This is a genomic window from Achromobacter sp. JCM 18799 (assembly GCF_055395645.1).
The window spans coordinates 182,588-201,022 of the sequence record NZ_AP043866.1; the positions used below are offsets into that span (position 1 = coordinate 182,588).

Genomic DNA, 18,435 nt, shown 5'->3' on the forward strand with positions numbered 1-18,435 from the left:
GGCTCCTGTGCGGGGGATGGGGATTCAGTTGCGCTGGATCAGCAGCACGGCCTGGGCGGGCAGATGCAGGCGCGCGTACTCGTCCCAATCGTCCCGGGTCGGCAGCGCGCGCTGGGCCGTCAGGTCGACGACGCGTTTGAACGCGCCGGCCTCGACCTGGCGCTGGAGGGCCGGACCGGGGCCGTAGGCCAGTTCATAGGCCTGCTCGCCGCAGCGGTAGCGGCACAGGCGCAGGCCGGCTTCGCCGTCGATGCGTTCGACCCATCCGGCGCCTGCGGCCTGCCCTGCAAAAACCGCGTTCAGCGCGGCCAGCGCCAGGCCGGCGGGCCGCGGATCGTAGCGGCGGTCGATCAGGCCGTTGCGCGGAAAATAGCCGCGGTCCACGTCCATGAAGGTGTCGAAGGAATAGCTCACCGCGTCTGTGGCCCGGGCTGCCAGGAAGGCTTCCGCCACCAGCGCGGCGATGGCGGTGTCGTCGCTATTCGCCGCCGCCAGGCGGTCGGCCAGCTTGACCCCCACGTTCACCGTCGCGCCCCAGTCGCGCGCCTGCGCGGCCAGTTGCTGGTGCGTGGCGATCAGGTCGGAACCCCAGTCCAGGCGCACGGTGAAGCCGTCCAGGTTCTTCTGGGCGAAGTGCGGCAGCAGGGTGGATTGCGCTGCTTCGAGCTCGGAGGCGCGCAGTCCGGTGTTGACGAAATGGCTGTAGTGCTTGCCGTCGAAGTGGGCGTCGTCCGCGCCCGTACGGATCTTGCAATAGACGAGGCGGGCGTCGGTGTGCTCGCGCAGGCGCTGCAGGGCCGCGCCCGCCTCTTCCAGCGCCTGGGCATTCAGGTTGATCTCGATGGCGGCGATGGCCACGCCGTGCTCGCGCGCCTGTTGCAGCAGTCTGGCGTCAGGCAAGCCCAGCGAGGTCAGCACGAAGCGGTGGCCGACGTCGGACATGAGACGCGCGCGGCGCAGGGTCTTGTCGTCGCGCAGATCCTGCACGGGAATCTTGAGGGTACGCAGCCCCATTTCCCGCATGGACATCAGCGGATAGTCGTTGCGGGCCAGCTTGCGGCCGAACTCCTGCACCCCGCCTGTGCAGGGGATTTCGACGATTTCGGCCCAGGGATGCCGCATTTCGACCGCAATGCCGTCACAGGCGGCGGTCTTGGTATGGACGGTGGGCAGGGTGCGCGCCGCAGCCCGGTCCGTTTCGGCCTCGCCACGCATGGCGCCGTGCGTGCGGATCAGCTTGGCCACATGGCCTTGCTCATGAACATCGACGATGAAGTAGCCGAATTTCTCGACGTCGCCGCGGCCGAACTCATCCGCCGGCGGCACCCGGTAGAACTCGGAAAAGTCGTGCCGCAGGAAGGCGGTCGACGGCAGCATGTAGATCTCCGCGCCGCCGATGACGTCGTACCAGAAATTGTGGACGTGGCCGGCGAAAACGCCTTCGACGCGCGGATGGGCCAGGCGCGACAGCAACCAGCCGCGGCCGGGCTCGTCGATGTTGTCGTAGGAACCGCGTTCGTGGGCGTCATGCAGGTAGGGCGGGTAATGCAGCGAAGCGAAGACGCGGCCGCTGGCGCTGGCCAATTGCTCGTCGATCCAGGCGCGTTGCGCGTCGTCCGCCGCCAGTCCGGAGTTGAACAACAGCGCGTTCAGGAACAGGAAGCGCACGCCGCCATGGTCCACCGCGTAATAGTCCGGCCCGAACACCTGGCGGTACTTGTCCAGGTAGTCGTCGCAGACGATGTCGGCCGGCATCCAGTCGATGCGCTTGTCGCCGACGTCGTGGTTGCCGGGCACCAGGTGCAGCGGCATGTCGATCTGGCCGGCGATGGCCTTGAAGCGGTCGGCCGCCACTTCGAACGAGGGCATGCTGGGCACCGGATGGACGATGTCCCCGAGGTGGATGGTGAAGGCGGGGGCGGGGTCCAGTCCGGCGATGTCGGCGAAGACGTGCCGCGCCCGGGCATTGGCGCGGGCATTGGTGGCAAAGGGCGACGCGCAGGTGTCTTCCGATTCATTGACGTGGGTGTCGGCCACCACGGCAAAGCTGAACAGGCGGGCGCCCAGCGGCTGGCGGGAAAAGCAGGAATTCGTCATCAATCAGCCTTTCAATTTCAATAAATGGAATTCAAGTGTTTATAGTGAACGGAATGTTTGTATTTCGGCAGGCGATATACTGTCAATGCTCCGAATCCCTAGGCCGCCATGCACTCGAAAACGCCGCTCAACTACGAACTCGAATCCCGCGCTTCGCTGGAAGCGCATCCGCGATTTGCCTCCACGCTCTCCAACGGCTTGGACGTGCTCAAGTGTTTTTCCGCGGCCGAGCCGCTGCTGGGCAACAAGGAAATCGCCGAAATGCTGGGCCTGACGCGCCCGACGGTGTCCAGGCTGACATTCACGCTGGTGGGTTTGGGCTATCTGCGGCGCGACGAACGCACCGGCAAGTACTCGCTGGGTCCGGCCGTGTTGACGCTGGGCTATCCCTTGCTGGTGCACCTGACGCTGCGGCAACTGGCGGCGCACGACATGATCGAATTGGCGCGCTATGCCAAGGGACCGGTGTCCATGGCCATCCGCGACCGCCTGCAGGTGGTCTACGTCGAAACCGTGCATGACGGCGCGTCGAACGCCTCGCGCCCGGATATCGGCTCGGCCCGCCCCTTGCTGCGCACCGCCACCGGGCGCGCGCTGCTGTATGCGCAGACGCCGGACGAGCGCGAACTCATCTGCGGGCGGCTCGCGGAGGAATTTCCCGAGGACTGGGAGCGTTTCGGGCCGTCATTGCAGCCCGCGTTCGAGGCCATCGATCAGCACGGCTTCTGCGTGGTCAGCAAGGACTGGCGGGCGGAGCTGTGCGGCATCGCCACGCCGATGCGCTATCGCTCCAATGACTTGCCGCTGGCCTTCAACGTGACGATCCCGGCCGATAACCTGGACGAAAAGCACGTGTACGAGACCCTGGGCCCGCGCCTGCGGACCCTGGTGAAGAACCTGGAGTACCGCATCGGGATCATGTGAACGCGGCTGCGCTTATCGCGCGCAGCCGATATGCGGGATAATCGCGGGCACTGATCTGGAGATACACATGTACTGGAAACTGGTCGCGGCTTCGGCGCTGGCCCTGGGCCTGGCAGGCTGCTCGATGGGCATTTCGTCCGGCAGCGCGTCGCCGCACAGCGAATTCAAGGCCCCGGTGGCCTTCAAGGACGCCTACGACGCGGCGATCCGGCAGGCCAATGCCTGCCTGCGCAGCACCGACAACGCCTACCGCGTGGTGGACACCATGAACGAAAGCGCGCAGTCCGGCGTGGTGCAGGTGCTGGCGCCCTACAGCGACAACGAGATGACGCGGGTCGAATTGAAGGCCGCCGGCCCCAAGACCACCGATGTGCGCATCGCGGTGTGGGGCAAGGGCACCTGGGACGCGGCCGCCATGCGCGCCATGCAGGACGCCATCTATTACAGCCTGGTGTCGTGCAGCAGCTATATGCCGCTGGATCCGCGTCCGCCGGTCAAGCCTTCGCGAGACCTGCCCAACTGAGGCGCAGGGGCCGGCGGCTTGCCGCCGCCGGCGCGCTCAGTCCCCGCCCGGGCGGCGGCGGATGATCTTGAAGGTGGCGGTGGCGCGCGCCACCAGTTCGCCGTCGGCGCGCCGCACCTCGCCTTCGCAGAAAGCGATCGAGGCCCCTTTGCGCAGGCAGCGCGCCTCGATCACCAGGTCGCCCGTGCCGGGCGACAGGAACGAGGTGTTCATATCGATGGTGGCCATGCCTTCCGTGCCGTCGGCCGAGCCGCGGGCGGCGGCGCTGAGCGTGAAGTCCAGCACGCTCATCAGCGTGCCGCCATGCACGTCGCCGCGGCTGTTGGTCAGGTCGGCGCGCCAGGGCAGCGAGGTGCGGGCATAGGCCGGCGCGATGCTCTCGGGCACCAGGCCGATGAAATGCATGAAGGGAATGGTCAGGCCGAAGTAGTCGGTTTGGGGCGTTGAGGCTGCAGTCATGGACCGTTGCGGGCAGGAATGGGAAGTCGGTTGTCGCCGGTCATAATATATGTTTTGCCACGGGGTTTCAGGCGATGAACGGCTCATGGGGGCAGCACCACCATGATTGAATTACGGAAGATCGTGCACGTGGACATGGACGCGTTCTACGCGTCCGTGGAACAGCGCGACAACCCCGAACTGCGCGGCAAGCCCGTGGTCGTGGCCTGGACCGGGCCGCGCTCGGTGGTGTGCGCCGCGTCCTACGAGGCGCGGCGGTTCGGCATCCATTCGGCCATGTCCGCCGCCCGCGCGGAGCGCCTGTGTCCGCATGCGATCTATGTGCCGCCGGATTTCAACCGCTACCGCGAGGTCTCGCGCCAGGTCAGGCAGATATTCGCCCGCCATACCGACATGATCGAACCCCTGTCGCTGGACGAGGCCTATCTCGACGTCACGGTCAACAAGCTGGGCCTGCCCTCGGCCACCGAGGTGGCGCAGGTCATCCGGCAACAGATCCGCGAGGAAACCGGACTGACGGCTTCGGCCGGCGTCGCGCCCAATAAATTCCTGGCCAAGATCGCGTCCGACTGGAACAAGCCGGACGGCCTGTTCGTGGTCCGGCCCGCCAAGGTGCTGGCCTTCCTGGAGCCCCTGCCGGTGCGCAAGGTGCCGGGCGTGGGCAAGGTGACGCAGGCGCGCCTGGAACAGCTGGGCATCCATACCGTGGGCGACCTGGCCACGCACAGCGCCCAGGAACTGGAGCATTACTTCGGCCGCTACGGCCGGCGCCTGTACGAATTGGCGCGCGGCATCGACGAGCGCGAGGTGCAGACGGACCAGCCTTTGCAGCAGGTCTCGTCGGAGACCACGTTCTCTGAGGATATCCGCCTGGACGCGGTGGGCGAGGCCATCGACCGCATGGCGGAACGCGTGTGGGACCAGGCGCTGAAGAAGGGCGCCCTGGGCCGCACGGTGGTGCTCAAGTTGAAGACGGACCGTTTCCGGATCCTCACGCGCAGCCAGACCAGCCCGAGTCCGCCTGGATCGGCGGCGGAGCTGGCCGCCGTCGCCAGGCTGCTGTGCGAACGCGTGGACTTGCCGCCGGAAACGCTGTACCGGCTGGCGGGGGTGGGGATGAGCAATTTCGCCGACCCGCAGGAGCAGTCGCGCCAGCCCGATCTGTTCGGCGGCGCGTTCTGAGCTGAGCGGGGCGGCTGGCAGCCAACCCCGGCAGGGTTTAGGCCAGGCGGGCCTTCACTTGCTGCGACAGCGCCGTCATGTCGGCGCGGCCGGCCAGGGCCTGCTTCAGCAGCGCCATGACCTTGCCCATGGCGGGCGCGCCGGTCACGCCCTGGGCGGCCACTTCGGCCAGCGCGGCGTCGATGGCGGCGGCGACTTCCTCGGGCGTGGCGGCTTGCGGCAGGAATTCCTGCAGCACCAGCAGTTCGGCCTTTTCCTGTTCGGCGGTTTCGGTGCGGCCGGCCTGTTCGAACGCGGCGATGGACTCGCGGCGCTGCTTGACCTGCTTTTCGATGATGGCGGTGATCTCGGCGTCGTTCAGGTCGCGGCGTTCGTCCACTTCCTTCTGCTTGACGGCCGCCAGCAGGAAGCGCAGCGTGGTCAGGCGTTCGGAGGCCTTGGCGCGCATCGCGTCCTTGACGGCATCGGAGAGGCGGGTCTTGAGCGTAGCAGTGCTCATGGGTAAACCTTTGTGGTGTGGCGACAAACAAGCAGTTTAAACCGGCGGCCGGCGTTTTCCGGCGGCTGGCGATCCGCCTTACTTCACCTTGGACAGGTCGCCGCGCAGGGCGACGCCGGCCACCATGGCGCCGGCATGGCATTCATAGTCGGTCTTGCTGCTGTATTCGTTCTTGCGGTAGTAGCTGACGATATTGGTCACCGCGTTCGCGCCGGCCTTCTTGGCCGCTTCATGCAGCGCGATGATGGCGGATTGGGCCACCCACAGGCAGGCGTCCTCGTCCTTCTTGGCGAAGGCGCTGGTCTTGCGGTTGGTGACGACGCCGGATTCCAGCACCGTGCCCTTGGGGCCGGTGCCGGCCAGGTAGAACCTGACGCTGCCATCGATCTTGCCGGCGGCCTGGGCGGCGTCGATCGCGGTCTGCATGGGCAGATGGACGGTACGGTCTGCCGCCAGGGCTTGCGCCGAGCATGCGAGCGACAGGAGCAGGGCGGCGGACAACTGGTAAGAAGCGTTCATGTCTGGCATTCCATTCGTGAGAGGGAAAAACGCGGGTATTGCGGACTTCAGCGCCAGCGGCGGAAGATCAACGAGGTGTTGATGCCGCCAAAGGCGAAGTTGTTGTTCATGACATATTCGTTGCTCATGCTGCGGCCCTCGGTCAGGTAGTCGAGTTCGCCGCAACGCGGATCGACGTTGCGCAGGTTGAGCGTGGGCGCGTACCAATCGCGGTTGAGCATCTCGATGCTGAACCACGACTCCAGCACGCCGCAGGCGCCCAAGGTGTGGCCCAGGTAGCTCTTCTGCGAGCTGATGGGCATGCGGCTGCCGAACAGGCCGTGCGTGGCCTGCGTTTCGGCGATGTCGCCCTGTTCCGTGGCGGTGCCGTGGCCGTTGACGTAGCCGATGGCTTGCGGCGGCAGGCTGGCGTCGGCCAGCGCCATTTCCATCGCAATGCGCATGGTGCTGGCTTCCGGGCGCGTGATGTGGGTGCCGTCCGAATTGCTGCCGAAGCCGACGATTTCCGCATGGATGCGCGCGCCGCGCGCCAGCGCGTGGTCCAGCGATTCCAGCACCAGCATGCCGCCGCCTTCGCCGATCACCAGGCCGTCGCGGTCGCGGTCGTAGGGGCGGGGCGTGAGTTCGGGCGTGTCGTTTTTCTGGCTGGTCGCGTAGAGCGCGTCGAACACCAGGGCTTCGCTGGCGCACAGCTCTTCCGCGCCGCCCGCCAGCATCAGCTCCTGGCGGCCGTAGCGGATGGCCTCGTAGGCGTAGCCGATACCCTGGCTGCCCGAGGTGCAGGCGCTGGACGTCGGGATGATGCGGCCCTTCAGTTCGAAGAAGATGCCGACGTTGGCCGCGGTGGTGTGGGGCATCATGCGGACGTAGGAATTGGCGTTGAGGTCGTCCGTGACGCCGTTGAGCAGCATGTTGCCGAAGGCGCGGATTTCGGCCGTGCTGCCCACCGACGAGCCGCAGGCCACGCCCATGCGGCCGTCGGCGATGCGCGGATCGCCCAGCAGCGCCGCGTCGTCCAGCGCCAGTTCCGCGGCGCGCACCGCCAGTTGGGAAACCCGTCCCATGCTGCGCAGTTGCTTGCGGGTCCAGTGCGCGGGCGTGCGGAAGTCCTCGATGGGGCCGGCCAGGCGGGTGTTGAGTTCGGCGTAGCGCGACCAGTCGGGCATGACGCGGATGGCGCTGCGGCCCGTCTGGAACGCCTGCTGCACGCTGGCCCAGTCGTTGCCGAGCGCGCTGATGCCGGCCATGCCGGTGATGACGACGCGTTTCATCAGCACAGTCCTCCGTTGACGGCGATGACCTGGCGCGTGATGTAGGCGGCGCCGGGAGACATCAGGAACACGACGGTGGCGGCCACTTCCTCGGGCCGTCCCATGCGTTGCGCTGGCACGGCCTTCAGGATTTCCTCGACCGGCACGTGCTCGTCGATCATGTCGGTGTCGATCAGCCCCGGCGCCACGCAGTTGACGGTGATCTGGCGCTTGGCCAGTTCCACGGCCAGGGCTTTGGCGGCGCCGATGAGACCGGCCTTGGAGGCGCTGTAGTTCACCTGGCCGCGGTTGCCCACCAGGCCGGACACGGACGCCATGCAGACCACGCGGCCAGGCGCGCGGCGGCGGATCATGGGCATGGCGAGCGGACTGAGCACGTTGTAGAAGCCGTCCAGGTTGGTGCGCAGCACCTGGTCCCAATCGTCGCCGGTCAAAGCGGGAAACGCGCCGTCGCGGGTCAGGCCGGCGTTGAGGACCACGCCGTAATAGGCGCCGTGCGCGTCGATGTCGGCCTGCAGGGCGGCGGCGCATTGCTGGCGGTCCGCCACATCGAATTGCAGCACGCGCGCCTGGCGTCCGCGCGCCTGGACTTCGGCCTGCACGGCCTGGGCCTGGTCGAGTTGCTGGCGGCAGTGCAGCACCAGGTCGTGGCCGGCGTCGGCCAGGGCCAGCGCGATGGCGCGGCCGATGCCGCGGCTCGAGCCGGTTACGAGTATGGGGGCAGCGCTCATTCGGGTGATTCTTCCTGGATAAAAGCGGTGGGATCCTTGGGCTGATAGACGTTCAGCCTGGCCTCGGCCAGCAGGCGCGCGTCGTCGCGCAGTTCGCATTCGAAGACGCTCATGCCGCTGGCGTCGACCAGCCCGCGGCGCGCGTGTATGGTCAGGCGGGCGCCGGCGGGCAGCGCGTCGGCATGGCTTTCGTAGCGCCGCGTGCCGAGCAGAAAGCCCAACTTGACGGGGTCGCCCGCCTGGCGCGCCTGGCAACCGGCCCAGGCGCCCACGGCTTGCGCCATCAGCTCCATGCCCAGCCACGGCGGCAAGGAGCCGTCGGGCAGCGAGTAGGGGCCGGGCTTGACCAGGGCGCGCGCGGTCAGGCTGTCGGCGTCGTGGCTGCAGACCTCGTCGATCAGGATCATGTCGCCGGCGTGCGGCAGCAGGCCGGAGACGGGCCAGGTCGTCATGCTTGGGCTCCCAGGATCAGGCTGGCGTTGTTGCCGCCGAAGGCGAAGGAATTGCTCATGGCCAGGCGCGGCCGGCCTTGGGCGTAGCGGTGCTGCGCGGTGCTGAAATCCAGCGCCGGCAGGACGGGATCGGGCTGTCCGTCCCAGACGTGGGGCATCAGCCGTCCTTCGGCATTGCCGGCCGACAGCGTGGCCCAGGCCAGCGCCGCTTCCAGCGCGCCTGCCGCGCCCAGCGCGTGGCCGGTCAGCGCCTTGGTCGAGGCGCAGGGCACGCCCTGCGGAAAAACGGCATGCATGGCCAGGCTTTCCATGGCGTCGTTGTGGAGCGTGCCGGTGCCGTGCAGATTGACCCAGCCTATGCTGGCCGCGTCCACGCCGGCGGATTGCAGCGCGGCCTGCATGGCTGCCCGCGCGCCGGCGCCGCTGGGCTCGGGCGCGGACATGTGCCAGGCGTCGGAGCTGGCGCCGCCGCCCAGCAGCGCCACGGAGCGCTCCCCCGCGGGCTCGCGCTCCATCAGGAACAGCACGCCGGCTTCGCCGATGTTGATGCCGCGGCGGTTGGCGGAGAAGGGCAGGCACAGCGTGTCGTCGATGGCCTCCAGCGTGGCGAAGCCGTTGATGGTCAGGCGGCACAGGGTGTCCGCGCCGCCGCAGACCACGGCGTCGCACAGGCCCGAGGCGAGCAGGCGGCGCGCGGACAGCAGGGCGCGGGCGCTGGAGGTGCAGGCCGTGGACAGCGTATAGGCGGGGCCGGTGGCGCCCAGCCAGTCCGCGAAAAACGCGGCGGGAGACGACAAGGCCTGGCGGCGGTAGTCGTAGCCGTCCGGCCATGCGCCTTGCGCCGCCAACTGGCGGAAGGCGGGCGCATTGTCGTTGACGCCGGAAGTGCTGGTGCCCAGCACCACGGCGACGCGGTGGGCGCCATGGCGGGCCACGGCGGCGCGCAATTGCGGCTCGATCTGCAACGCGGCTGCCAGCAGCAATTGGTTGTTGCGGCTGTGGTGATGCGCGGGCAGCGTGTCGGGGATGGGCGGCAGCGCGTCCGCATGGCCGCCCAGCGTCAGCGTGCGGCCATGGACCCAATCCGGCTGCGGGCGCATGCCCGAGGTGTCGCCGGCGAAGGCGGCGCGGGCTACCGCGTCGATGCCGGCGCCCAGCGCGCACACCACGCCGGGGGTACCCAACCAGGTGTTCATGGCTGCTCCTTCAAGGGCGAGATCCGCCAGGTGACCTGGTCTGCGGTGGTGATGGTGAACGTGCCGGCCTGTGCGGCCGCTGGCCAGCGCACGCTCCAGCGCGGACGGCCCCGGTCCAGCAGTTCGCGTTGCGCCGCGCCGCCGTCCTCGCGGCTGGCGCGCCAGTTGCCGGCGCCGTAGGCCGCGTCCAGTTCCGCTTCGGGCGTCCACGCGAAGATCAGGGCGGCGAACAGATCGCGCGCCTGGGCATTGGGCCGCAGGAAGCCGTCGTTGCGCCATTGGCCGCGTTCCAGCATCTGCCGCGCCTGCGGCACGCCCATGGGGTCGAACAGCGACCAGCGCAAGGCGGCGCCTTCGCGCTGCACCACCAAGAGCGTGTCCAGCGCGGGCTGGCCGGCGGCGGACTGCAGCACATGCAGCTGACGCGGCAGCGGAAAGTCCGCGTCGCGCGCCGGCACGGGCGGCGCGCCCGCGCAGCCCGCCAGCAGGGCGAGCGCCAGCAGCGCGCCCAGCGTGCGCGCGGCGGACAGAAAGGAGGAGCGGGTGGCGGACATGGTCGGGATCAGGCGGGCAGCGGCTGCGCTTCGGCGCCGCGGCACAGTTCGCTCAGCATGCGCAGGCGGCGTTGCGGGTTGGCGACGAAGGGGTTGTTCCGGTCCCAGGCGTAGCCCGCCAGGATGGAGCTGATCATGCGGCGGATCTCGGGCTGCGCGTGCTCGTAGAAGACCACGTCCTGGAATTCGCCGCTGTACCAGCCCTGGACATAGGCGCGGAAGGTTTCCACGCCCACCATCAGCGGATCGGCGAATTCGGCCTGCCAGTCGACCTGCGCACCCGTCAGTTGGCGGTGCAGCGCGTCTGCCGCCAGCTTGGACGAACGCAGGGCGATGGTGACGCCCGAGGAAAAGACCGGGTCGAGGAATTCCGCCGCGTTGCCCAGCAGCGCGTAACCGGGGCCGTGCAACTGCCGCACGCTGGCCGAATAGCCGCCGATGGTGTTGGCGGGCGTGTCCCAGACGGCGTGCTTCAGGACGCGCTTGAGATTGGGCGCGGCGTCGGCCATCTCGCGCAGCGTGGCCATCAGGTCCTGGCCGGGGCCGCCAAAGAGGTTTTCGCCGCCCACGACGCCGAACGAGCAGCGGCCGTTGGAGAAGGGGATCAGCCAGTACCAGATGCCGCGTTCTTGCGGATGCACGCTGATCAGGATCTTCTCGCGGTCGAAGCCGGCGTCGTCGATGCGGTCTTCGATATGGGTGAAGATGGCCTTGCGCGGCGGCATCGACGACGGACGCTCCAGGTCCAGCAGGCGCGCCAGCACGCGGCCGTAGCCGCTGGCGTCGAGCACGAACCGGCTCTTCACTTGATAGGAAGTGCCGTCAGCGCTGCGCACGTCCAGCAGGGGGCCGTCGTCGCCGTCGAAATCGGCCGCCGTCACTTCCTGCAGATAGCGCACTTCCACGCCCTGGCGGGCGGCATCGTCCGCCAGGACTTTGTCGAAGTGCGCGCGCTGCACCTGGAACGTGGTGCCGGGGCCGGGGCTGAACTTGTCGCGGAAATCGAAGTGGGTGTAGCGTTCGCCGCAGGCGAAGGCGGCGCCGTTCTTCACCTGGAAGCCGGCGGCCTGCACCGCCGGCAGCATGCCCGCTTCCTCCACGAACTCCAGGCAATGGGCGAGCAGGCTTTCGCCGATGGAAAAGCGCGGAAACTGCTGGCGTTCCAGCATCAGGACGTCATGTCCCTGGCGCTTCAACAGGGCGGCGGCGACCGCGCCTGCCGGTCCCGCTCCTATGACTACAACTTCGCGATGTTCCATGCCGGAGATGTCCTTTTAGTTATTGAAAGCAGGATGCTGCGGCTGCGCGCGGCGGATTGATCCAGGGCGCCCACAGCAGCGAGAAGGCCACGCCCAGCGCCACCGCCAGCCCGAAGTTGGCGATGGCGGGCGTCTGGCTGACCGCGAGCAGTCCGAAGGACAGCAGCGTGGTGGCTGCGCCCAGCAGGATGCCGACCAGGCTGGCGGCCGCGCCCGCGACCCGTTCGTACATGAAAATGGCGTAGTCCACGCCGATGGCCGACACCAGCAGCAGGCCGAACAGGCTGAACAGGGTTAGCGGCTGGCCCAGGTAGCCCAGCGCGGCCAGGCTGCATGCGGTGGCCGCCAGCGGCACGGCCAGGATGCGCCAGGCGGCGGCGCGGCCCAGGGTCAGCAGCAGCAACAGCGCCGCGACCCCATAGGACAGCAGCTTGAGTTCGGCGGCTTCGATGCGCGTGGCCGCGAACATGCGGTTCAGTTCGCCGCTGCGGTCCACCAGCGTGACGTCCGGCGCAACCTGGGCGATGGCCTCCAGCGCGGACGCGTCGCGCAGGCCCAGCAGGGTCACCATGCCCGCAGCCTGCCCGTCGCGCAGGCCCAGCCATAGCGGCCGCCAGCGCTCCGCCAGCGGGCCTTGCAGCGCGTCCTCGATGGCCAGCGGCGGCAGCGCGGCCATGGACTCCAGTTCCTGGCGCATGGCCGCGTAGGGGATGCCGATGTCGGTAAGCGGCTTCCAGGCGTCGGGCTGCGCGGCCAGGCCGGCCAGCGTCGCGCCCAGCGCCTTCTGGTCGGCAGCCGGCGAGACCAGCTGGCTCAAGGCGTTGTAGGCGGCGAGATCGCCGCGCGCGACCAGCGCGTCCAGCGCCTGCGACACCCGCGCCTGCCTGCGCAGCAACTCGTCGGCGTCGGGCGCGCGCACCAGGAAGAACTGGCTGGTCGGCATGAAGCCGGTGATTTCGCCGATCTGCCGGGCCTGCTGCAGCAAGGGCGCGGGCAGGCTGAGCCATTGCCGCAGATCGTCCTGGATGCTCAGCCGGCTGATGCCGCCGGCAGTGGCGGCGATAAGGGCCAGGGCGCCCAGCCAGAGGGCGGCGCGGCGTCCGGCCAGGCGCTGACGCGCGCGCAGCGCGGCCTCGGCAAAGCGCAGCAGCGGCTGCCAGGGGCGGGGCCGCCAGCCGTCCATCCAGGCCGGCAACTGGCACACGGTGCAGGCGTAGGCGCCCAGCAGGCCAGCGGCCGAAAACACCGCGGTCTGCGTCAGCGCGGGAAACGGCGTGAACGCCAGCGCGACGTAGCCGACCAGGCTGGCGGCGAGGCTGATGGTGAGCCCGGGCAGGACGCGCCGCAGCGCGGGCCAGGCCTGCCAGTCGGTCATGCCATAGCTCTTGCCCAGCCAGTGCATGGGGAAATCCACCGCCACCCCGATCAGGCTGGCGCCGATCACCAGGGTCAGGACATGGATGGAGCCGAACACCGCCACGCAGGCCACCGCGCCCGTCAGCAGCCCGACGGCGACCGGCACGAAAGCCAGCAGCGCGCGCACGCGCCGCAGCGCCAGCAGCAGGACCAGCACGATGCCGATGGTGGCGCCGGTACCGATCCAGCTGCTTTCGGCAACCGCTTGCGCCCGGCCCGCGGCCGCGTACAGGGGACCGCCCGCCACCAGCAGCTCGGCGCCGGCCGCGCCGAGTGCCGCGCGGTCCTGTTCGAGCCGCGCGGCGATTTGCTGGGGCGCGGCCGCGTCGAAGGCATCGCCGCGGGTTTCGGCGCGCACCAGCATCCAGCGCCTGCCGGCGTGTTCGGCCTGCAGGGTGCCCGTGCCCATGTCGTACTGCACCGCGCCGCCCGGGCGCAGCGCCTGTTCGGCGCGGCGCGTCAGGCCCAGCCAGTCCTGGTCCGCCGGCACCAGGCCCGAAGATGAAAACGGATCGGAGAGTTCGCGCGCGCGGCGCTGGGCGTAGGCCGCGGGATCGGTCTCGAGCTGATGCCGGTCGGCCGCAGGGAGCATGGCCAGCCTGCCAGCCAGCAGTTGCGCGCGCAGCGCGGGCACGTCGACTTGCAGTTCCACCTGCACGGAAGAAAACAGGCCGCTGTCGGTCCAGCGCTGCGCCAGCAGGCGTGCGGGGGCTGCGGCATCCGCGCCGGCGTCTGCGCTTTGAGCCGCGACCAGCGCGATGAGCTGCCGCGACAGGGGTTCCTGGATGCGGGCCTCGGCCAATTGGCGCGTGGCGTCGGCGCCGGCCTGGGGCACCAGCTCCATCAGGTTGGCCGACACCGGCGAGCCATGGCGGCTTTGCCAGGCGCCGGCGCAGAGAATCAGCAGCAGCCCCAGCTTGAACAGCCGCGGCAGCCAGCGCTCAATCGGCGAACGCACGTTGCTCCTCGGCGGTCAGGGCCTGGGCGGCCTGCGCATCCGTCATCTGCAGCACGCTGCGGTCGCCCTGCGTCTCGCGCAGCTCGATGCGGTCGACCAGCTTGCCGCCGTTGATCTGGATGTTGTCGAAGATCTGCCGCAGCAGCGCCGAGCGCGGCGTCAGCAGCAGCTGCCAGGCATCGGCGTCGCCGCTGAGCGCCAGGTCGAAGTTTTCGCGCAGCCCGGCGGTGTCGCCTGCCAGCACGGACAGGAACAGCCGGTTCTCGCGGCCGGCGCCGGCGTGTTGCGGCAGGGCCTGCCATTTGCCGGCTTCGTCGCGCCGCGAGATGCCGCGGGTGTCGATGCGCAGGTCCTGCGCGATCGGCGTGCGCAGCAGCCACAGCAGGCCCTTGCCCGCCGCCAGCGTGAAATCGCCGCGGCTGGTCAGCGGCTGCGGCAGCGAGCGCAGGAACTTCTGCTGCACGAAATGGCCGCGCACGACAGGCGTGGCGTTCAGTTGCGTTTGCAGATCGGCCAGATCGAAGGCGCGGGCGGCCAGGGGCAGCAGGGCCAAGGCCAGCAGGGCGCACAGGCGGCGCATGAAAACCAGGCGGCGCGTCATGCGGGCGTCTCCATCGATTGCAGCTTGCGCCGCACGGCGTCGACCAGCGCGGCGGGCGAGGTCAATTGCATTTCGCGGGTCTGGATGCAAACCGCCACCTGTTCGGACGTGGCCCGCGTCAGGCGCTGGCCGCTGGCGGCGTCCAGGATCAGGTAGTTGATCTTCAGCCGGTGCTCCCATTCCACCAGTTCGGCGCGCACCGTCAGGCGCTGGCCGAATTGCGCGGGCTGGGCATAGCGCAGATGCAGGTCGATGACCGGCCAGGCGTAGCCGCTGGCGCGCATGGCGTCATAGTTGTGTCCCAGCAGGTCCAGCAGTTCGCAGCGGGCCTGTTCCAGGTATTTGACGTAGTGTCCGTGCCAGACCACGTTGAGGGGATCCACGTCGAAGAAGGGCACGCGGATTTCGACTTCAGCGCCGATGACGCCCCGTTTACGCATCGTCTTTCCAGAAAGGGTAGAAGTTGAACCATTGCAGCGGCGCCAGGCGGCAGTGCGCGGCAAGGCGGTCGGCGTAGCGCTGGGCCAGCTCGGCGATGCGGGCCTGGCGCGTGGCGCGCGTCCATTCGATGCCGTCCGACAGGCGTTCCATCGCCACGCGGTAGCGCGCGCCGTGGCGCGTGCAGAACAGCAGGTTGACCGGGCAGCGCAACAGGCCGGCCAGCAGCCAGGGGCCTTGCGGCAGCAGCGCGCTGGCGCCCAGGAAGTCCACGGGCGTGCAACGGTCGCCCTGCAGCGGCACGCGGTCGCCGGCGATGGCCAGCCATTCGCCGCGGTCCAGGCGCTGCGCCAGGTCCAGCATGGCGGGAGCATCCAGCTCGCTGACCTGGATCATGCGCAGTCCGCCGCCGGCCTCGTGCAGCAGGCGGTTGAAATGAACCGCGTGCTTGTCGTGCACCAGCACATTGAGTTTCAAGGTGCCGCTTTGCTCCGCCAGCGCGCGGCAGACCTCGATATTGCCCAGGTGCGAGCCGACCAGGATCTGGCCGCGGTTCCTGCCCATTTGCGCATGCAGGCCGTCAGGGTCGGCGATGTCCAGATGGGCCATCGTGATCTTGCCCTGCCAGACGTCCAGCTTGTCGAGGATGGCGTTGGCGAACGCGAGGTACTGGCGGTAGACCGGCATGCGGCGCGGCAGCGGCTCGGCCAGCGCGCCGGATTGCGCCAGACGGCGCTGGTAGGCCGCGATCGAACGCCGGGCGCGGCTGCCGCTGGCATAGAAATACAGCACGACCAACCAGACCACGGGCGCGACGAGGCGGCGGCCCAGGGTGCGCGCGGCCCAGGCCGTCAGGCGCATCAGCAGGGCGCTGCCGCGCTCGGGCTGATCGGCCCAATGCTGATCGGCGGCGTTCATGGACGCGGACCTCCGGCAAGCCTGCGCCACAGCAGCGCCGGCGAGCGCGCCAGCATGCCGAAGAAAAGGCCCGCATGCATGCGGCTGATCAGCAGGTTGTCGCGCAGGCCCTTGAAGTGGGAAATGCCGTCTTCCGGGTAGGCCACGCGCGTCGGCAGCCACACCATCGCGACCCCGCGCCAGTGCAGGCGCACCAGGACGGCGATGTCGAAATCCATGCGCCGGCCTACGCGCGCGCCGTCGATCACGGGCAGCGCCGCGGCCAGCGGGTAGACGCGGAAACCGCACATGGCGTCGGGGATGTCGAGCGAAAGCGTGTTGATCCAGACCCACACGCGCGTCAGCCAGCGGCCGTAGAGACGGCTGCGCGGCACATCGTCGCCATACAGCGGCGCGCCGCAGACGAGGGCTTCGGGCCGGGCCCGGGAGGCCGCCGCGAAGGCCGCCGCGTCCGCCAGGGCGTGCTGGCCGTCGGCGTCGACCTGCAAGGCGTGGGTATAGCCCAGCGCCGCCGCCGCGCGCAGCCCGTCCTGCACCGCCGCGCCCTTGCCGCCGTTGACCGCGCGCCGCAGCAGATGCGTATGCGGCTGGGTCGCCAACGCATCCAGCGCCGCCGCGCAAGACGGCTCGGAGCCGTCGTCCACCAGCACGCAGGGCAAGCCTTGCGCCACCAGCTGCGCATGCACCGCGGCGACCGTGGCGCCGTGGTTGTACACGGGAATGAGCGCGCAGAGCTTATGCGGGGGCATGGCCGCCTGCCTGCAGAATGCGGCCGGACGAGCAGGGCGCGTCGTTGACCGTGTAGGTGAAATACAGCTTCTGCTTCGCGGCGTCCCATTTCAGCGCCAGCATGGCGGTATCGCCCGGACGCAGCAGCCGCTGGAATTTCAGCGCCTCCATGCCGGCGAAACGCAGCTCGGGATGAAGGTCGCGTTGCGCCAGCGACATGGCCCAGCCGATCTGGGCCACCCCGGGCACAACGGGAGCCGTGGGGAAATGGCCGCTGAAATGGGCGAGGTCGTAGGGAATTTCCAGCGCATAGCGGCGTTCGTGCTCCGACGGGCGGGGCAGTTCCACCGCCTCGGGCGCAAGCGGCCGGGCGCCCGCGGCGGCGTCGAACAGGCTGCGCGGCAGCTTGCCTTGGGCGTTGGCGGGCAGCTGTGCGAAGAAGCGCCAGGTGCGCGGAATGGCCAGCGATTCGAAGCCTGCGGCCAGATGCGCGCGCAGGGCGTCCACGAGCGCCTTGCGGCCCTGGTTGCGCAAGGCATGCAGGCCCCGCGCCGACAGGGCGACCAGCGCGGCCAGGCGCGTGGCCCCGGCCAGACCGCCCAGGCGTGCTTCGGCAACGTAGGGATGGCGCGCCAGCGCCTGTTCCAGCATGGGCAGCGAAATGCGCTTTTCCTCGATCTTCACGATGCGGTCGAGGCGCCCCAGCAGCCGGAAACCGCCATGCGCAAGCTCCGCGCCGTCGGCGGTCTGCGCCTCGGCGGGGTTGACCCAGGGCGATTGCACGCGCAGGGCGCCTTCGGCGTTCAGTTCGACGGCCACGCCTGGCAGCGGCTGCCAGGGGCTGTCGCCTTCGCGCCAGGCGACGGCGCCGGTTTCGGAGCTGCCGTAGATCTCGCTGGGGCGCAGGCCCAGGTGCTGCGCGATGTGGTCGGATGCCTCGGCGGGCAGTTCGCCGCCGGAGGAGTGGATGCGGGTCAGGCGGCCGCGCAACTGGTTCCAATCCAGCCGCTGTCCCAGGCGGCGCAGCAGCGCGGGGCTGGCGATCCAGGTGCAGGCCGGATGGCGCAGGCTGGCCTGCTGCAGTTCTTCGGGATAGAGGCGCTGCGGCCGGTCCAGCTGGCGTCCCGCGCACAGCGGCCACAGCACCCTGAAGGGCAGGCCGTACATGTGCTGCGCCGATACGCTGCCCAGCACGGGGCCGCGCGCATCGGGCCATTGCCGTTGCAGCGCGCGGACTTCTTCCATCAGTTGCCGCCAGTGCTTGGCGATATGTTTGGGCGTGCCGCTGGATCCCGAGGTGCACAGCACCAGCGTCAACGCGGAATCCAGTTCGGCGGGCGCGAGCGGCGCGTGGCCTTGCAGGTCGGCCAGCCGGCACAGCCGTTGCGCCGGCAGCGGCAGCTCGGTGTCGCTCAGCCAGGCGTCCACCGTGGCGTCGAGCATGGCGCAGGTCTGCGCCTGGGCGTCGCCCGGCAGCACCGCGACCGCGCCGGCGCGCCAGCAGGCGAACAGGGCGACGGCCATCTGCGCGGCGTCCTCGAACCAGATCGCGACGCGCCGCAACTGCCTGGCCTGCAAGGCGCCCGCAGCCTGCAGGCTGGCGCACGCAAAGGCCTCGCGCGTCAGCGGCGGCTCGTCGGCGGCCAGGGCGCCGGCCAAGTCAGGCGGGGCGGGCAGCAGCAGCTGCGAGAGATCGGTCCAGGCCATGC

General features: G+C 69.4%; 19 protein-coding genes. 3 read left to right on the forward strand and 16 right to left on the reverse strand.

Annotation, left to right across the window (positions count from 1 at the left end):
- Positions 1–24: 24 nt before the first annotated feature.
- Positions 25–2,097, reverse strand: coding sequence for a metallophosphoesterase family protein (locus ACZ5YA_RS01105; RefSeq protein WP_464091883.1), 2,073 nt, complete (start codon positions 2,095–2,097; stop codon positions 25–27).
- A 108-nt stretch (positions 2,098–2,205) separates the two neighbouring features.
- Here ACZ5YA_RS01105 and ACZ5YA_RS01110 point away from each other — a divergent pair, with 108 nt between their 5' ends.
- Positions 2,206–3,021, forward strand: a complete 816-nt coding sequence (locus tag ACZ5YA_RS01110; RefSeq protein WP_059378362.1) for an IclR family transcriptional regulator — start codon at positions 2,206–2,208, stop codon at positions 3,019–3,021.
- A gap of 67 nt (positions 3,022–3,088) precedes the next feature.
- Positions 3,089–3,544 (forward strand): BPTD_2524 family lipoprotein, encoded by a 456-nt coding sequence (locus ACZ5YA_RS01115; protein WP_059378359.1) that lies wholly within the window; start codon positions 3,089–3,091, stop codon positions 3,542–3,544.
- 36 nt (positions 3,545–3,580) lie between these two features.
- Here ACZ5YA_RS01115 and ACZ5YA_RS01120 read toward each other — a convergent pair whose 3' ends face one another.
- On the reverse strand, positions 3,581–4,003 hold the full coding sequence (locus ACZ5YA_RS01120) for a PaaI family thioesterase (protein WP_054458193.1): 423 nt from the start codon (positions 4,001–4,003) through the stop codon (positions 3,581–3,583).
- 102 nt (positions 4,004–4,105) lie between these two features.
- Between ACZ5YA_RS01120 and dinB the strand changes: the two genes are divergently transcribed.
- Positions 4,106–5,185, forward strand: a complete 1,080-nt coding sequence (dinB, locus tag ACZ5YA_RS01125; RefSeq protein ID WP_464091884.1) for a DNA polymerase IV — start codon at positions 4,106–4,108, stop codon at positions 5,183–5,185.
- A gap of 37 nt (positions 5,186–5,222) precedes the next feature.
- Here dinB and ACZ5YA_RS01130 read toward each other — a convergent pair whose 3' ends face one another.
- The 14 genes from ACZ5YA_RS01130 to ACZ5YA_RS01195 all read right to left on the reverse strand — a co-directional run bounded on the left by ACZ5YA_RS01130 (position 5,223) and on the right by ACZ5YA_RS01195 (position 18,433).
- Positions 5,223–5,684 (reverse strand): GatB/YqeY domain-containing protein, encoded by a 462-nt coding sequence (locus ACZ5YA_RS01130; protein WP_006218783.1) that lies wholly within the window; start codon positions 5,682–5,684, stop codon positions 5,223–5,225.
- Between the two features lie 78 nt (positions 5,685–5,762).
- Positions 5,763–6,203: an excinuclease gene (locus tag ACZ5YA_RS01135; RefSeq protein WP_464091885.1), complete on the reverse strand. Its 441-nt coding sequence runs from the start codon at positions 6,201–6,203 to the stop codon at positions 5,763–5,765.
- Between the two features lie 47 nt (positions 6,204–6,250).
- The gene (locus tag ACZ5YA_RS01140; RefSeq protein WP_059380545.1) at positions 6,251–7,474 is read right to left on the reverse strand and encodes a beta-ketoacyl-ACP synthase; all 1,224 of its coding nucleotides are present in this window, start codon (positions 7,472–7,474) and stop codon (positions 6,251–6,253) included.
- On the reverse strand, positions 7,474–8,205 hold the full coding sequence (fabG, locus tag ACZ5YA_RS01145; protein ID WP_118934558.1) for a 3-oxoacyl-ACP reductase FabG: 732 nt from the start codon (positions 8,203–8,205) through the stop codon (positions 7,474–7,476). The genes ACZ5YA_RS01140 and fabG overlap by 1 nt, the downstream gene beginning before the upstream one ends.
- Positions 8,202–8,657 (reverse strand): hotdog family protein, encoded by a 456-nt coding sequence (locus tag ACZ5YA_RS01150; RefSeq protein ID WP_118934560.1) that lies wholly within the window; start codon positions 8,655–8,657, stop codon positions 8,202–8,204. The genes fabG and ACZ5YA_RS01150 overlap by 4 nt, the downstream gene beginning before the upstream one ends.
- Positions 8,654–9,853 (reverse strand): beta-ketoacyl-ACP synthase, encoded by a 1,200-nt coding sequence (locus ACZ5YA_RS01155; RefSeq protein ID WP_118934562.1) that lies wholly within the window; start codon positions 9,851–9,853, stop codon positions 8,654–8,656. The genes ACZ5YA_RS01150 and ACZ5YA_RS01155 overlap by 4 nt, the downstream gene beginning before the upstream one ends.
- Entirely contained in the window at positions 9,850–10,407 is a 558-nt protein-coding gene (locus ACZ5YA_RS01160; protein WP_059380573.1) for a hypothetical protein, read from the reverse strand. Before ACZ5YA_RS01160 ends, ACZ5YA_RS01155 begins: the two co-directional genes overlap by 4 nt.
- 8 nt (positions 10,408–10,415) lie before the next feature.
- The gene (locus ACZ5YA_RS01165) at positions 10,416–11,666 is read right to left on the reverse strand and encodes an NAD(P)/FAD-dependent oxidoreductase (protein WP_118933733.1); all 1,251 of its coding nucleotides are present in this window, start codon (positions 11,664–11,666) and stop codon (positions 10,416–10,418) included.
- 19 nt (positions 11,667–11,685) lie between these two features.
- Positions 11,686–14,040, reverse strand: a complete 2,355-nt coding sequence (locus ACZ5YA_RS01170; protein ID WP_464091886.1) for an MMPL family transporter — start codon at positions 14,038–14,040, stop codon at positions 11,686–11,688.
- A complete protein-coding gene (locus ACZ5YA_RS01175) occupies positions 14,024–14,641 on the reverse strand; it encodes an outer membrane lipoprotein carrier protein LolA (protein ID WP_223283413.1) in 618 nt (205 codons plus the stop codon). The genes ACZ5YA_RS01170 and ACZ5YA_RS01175 overlap by 17 nt, the downstream gene beginning before the upstream one ends.
- Complete coding sequence (locus ACZ5YA_RS01180) at positions 14,638–15,081, reverse strand: acyl-CoA thioesterase (RefSeq protein WP_118933735.1); 444 nt, start codon at positions 15,079–15,081, stop codon at positions 14,638–14,640. The genes ACZ5YA_RS01175 and ACZ5YA_RS01180 overlap by 4 nt, the downstream gene beginning before the upstream one ends.
- A complete protein-coding gene (locus tag ACZ5YA_RS01185; RefSeq protein ID WP_118933736.1) occupies positions 15,074–15,997 on the reverse strand; it encodes an LpxL/LpxP family acyltransferase in 924 nt (307 codons plus the stop codon). Before ACZ5YA_RS01185 ends, ACZ5YA_RS01180 begins: the two co-directional genes overlap by 8 nt.
- The gene (locus ACZ5YA_RS01190; protein WP_280016481.1) at positions 15,994–16,746 is read right to left on the reverse strand and encodes a glycosyltransferase family 2 protein; all 753 of its coding nucleotides are present in this window, start codon (positions 16,744–16,746) and stop codon (positions 15,994–15,996) included. Before ACZ5YA_RS01190 ends, ACZ5YA_RS01185 begins: the two co-directional genes overlap by 4 nt.
- Positions 16,733–18,433 (reverse strand): ApeI family dehydratase, encoded by a 1,701-nt coding sequence (locus ACZ5YA_RS01195; RefSeq protein ID WP_464091887.1) that lies wholly within the window; start codon positions 18,431–18,433, stop codon positions 16,733–16,735. The genes ACZ5YA_RS01190 and ACZ5YA_RS01195 overlap by 14 nt, the downstream gene beginning before the upstream one ends.
- Between the last annotated feature and the right edge of the window lie 2 nt (positions 18,434–18,435).

What these genes read in the sequence shown, in the direction of transcription:
- ACZ5YA_RS01105 (WP_464091883.1), bottom strand. Translation starts at nt 2,097, where the DNA reads ATGACGAATTCCTGCTTTTCCCGCCAGCCGCTGGGCGCCCGCCTGTTC.
- ACZ5YA_RS01110 (WP_059378362.1), top strand. Translation starts at nt 2,206, where the DNA reads ATGCACTCGAAAACGCCGCTCAACTACGAACTCGAATCCCGCGCTTCG.
- ACZ5YA_RS01115 (WP_059378359.1), top strand. Translation starts at nt 3,089, where the DNA reads ATGTACTGGAAACTGGTCGCGGCTTCGGCGCTGGCCCTGGGCCTGGCA.
- ACZ5YA_RS01120 (WP_054458193.1), bottom strand. Translation starts at nt 4,003, where the DNA reads ATGACTGCAGCCTCAACGCCCCAAACCGACTACTTCGGCCTGACCATT.
- dinB (WP_464091884.1), top strand. Translation starts at nt 4,106, where the DNA reads ATGATTGAATTACGGAAGATCGTGCACGTGGACATGGACGCGTTCTAC.
- ACZ5YA_RS01130 (WP_006218783.1), bottom strand. Translation starts at nt 5,684, where the DNA reads ATGAGCACTGCTACGCTCAAGACCCGCCTCTCCGATGCCGTCAAGGAC.
- ACZ5YA_RS01135 (WP_464091885.1), bottom strand. Translation starts at nt 6,203, where the DNA reads ATGAACGCTTCTTACCAGTTGTCCGCCGCCCTGCTCCTGTCGCTCGCA.
- ACZ5YA_RS01140 (WP_059380545.1), bottom strand. Translation starts at nt 7,474, where the DNA reads ATGAAACGCGTCGTCATCACCGGCATGGCCGGCATCAGCGCGCTCGGC.
- fabG (WP_118934558.1), bottom strand. Translation starts at nt 8,205, where the DNA reads ATGAGCGCTGCCCCCATACTCGTAACCGGCTCGAGCCGCGGCATCGGC.
- ACZ5YA_RS01150 (WP_118934560.1), bottom strand. Translation starts at nt 8,657, where the DNA reads ATGACGACCTGGCCCGTCTCCGGCCTGCTGCCGCACGCCGGCGACATG.
- ACZ5YA_RS01155 (WP_118934562.1), bottom strand. Translation starts at nt 9,853, where the DNA reads ATGAACACCTGGTTGGGTACCCCCGGCGTGGTGTGCGCGCTGGGCGCC.
- ACZ5YA_RS01160 (WP_059380573.1), bottom strand. Translation starts at nt 10,407, where the DNA reads ATGTCCGCCACCCGCTCCTCCTTTCTGTCCGCCGCGCGCACGCTGGGC.
- ACZ5YA_RS01165 (WP_118933733.1), bottom strand. Translation starts at nt 11,666, where the DNA reads ATGGAACATCGCGAAGTTGTAGTCATAGGAGCGGGACCGGCAGGCGCG.
- ACZ5YA_RS01175 (WP_223283413.1), bottom strand. Translation starts at nt 14,641, where the DNA reads ATGACGCGCCGCCTGGTTTTCATGCGCCGCCTGTGCGCCCTGCTGGCC.
- ACZ5YA_RS01180 (WP_118933735.1), bottom strand. Translation starts at nt 15,081, where the DNA reads ATGCGTAAACGGGGCGTCATCGGCGCTGAAGTCGAAATCCGCGTGCCC.
- ACZ5YA_RS01185 (WP_118933736.1), bottom strand. Translation starts at nt 15,997, where the DNA reads ATGAACGCCGCCGATCAGCATTGGGCCGATCAGCCCGAGCGCGGCAGC.
- ACZ5YA_RS01190 (WP_280016481.1), bottom strand. Translation starts at nt 16,746, where the DNA reads ATGCCCCCGCATAAGCTCTGCGCGCTCATTCCCGTGTACAACCACGGC.
- ACZ5YA_RS01195 (WP_464091887.1), bottom strand. Translation starts at nt 18,433, where the DNA reads ATGGCCTGGACCGATCTCTCGCAGCTGCTGCTGCCCGCCCCGCCTGAC.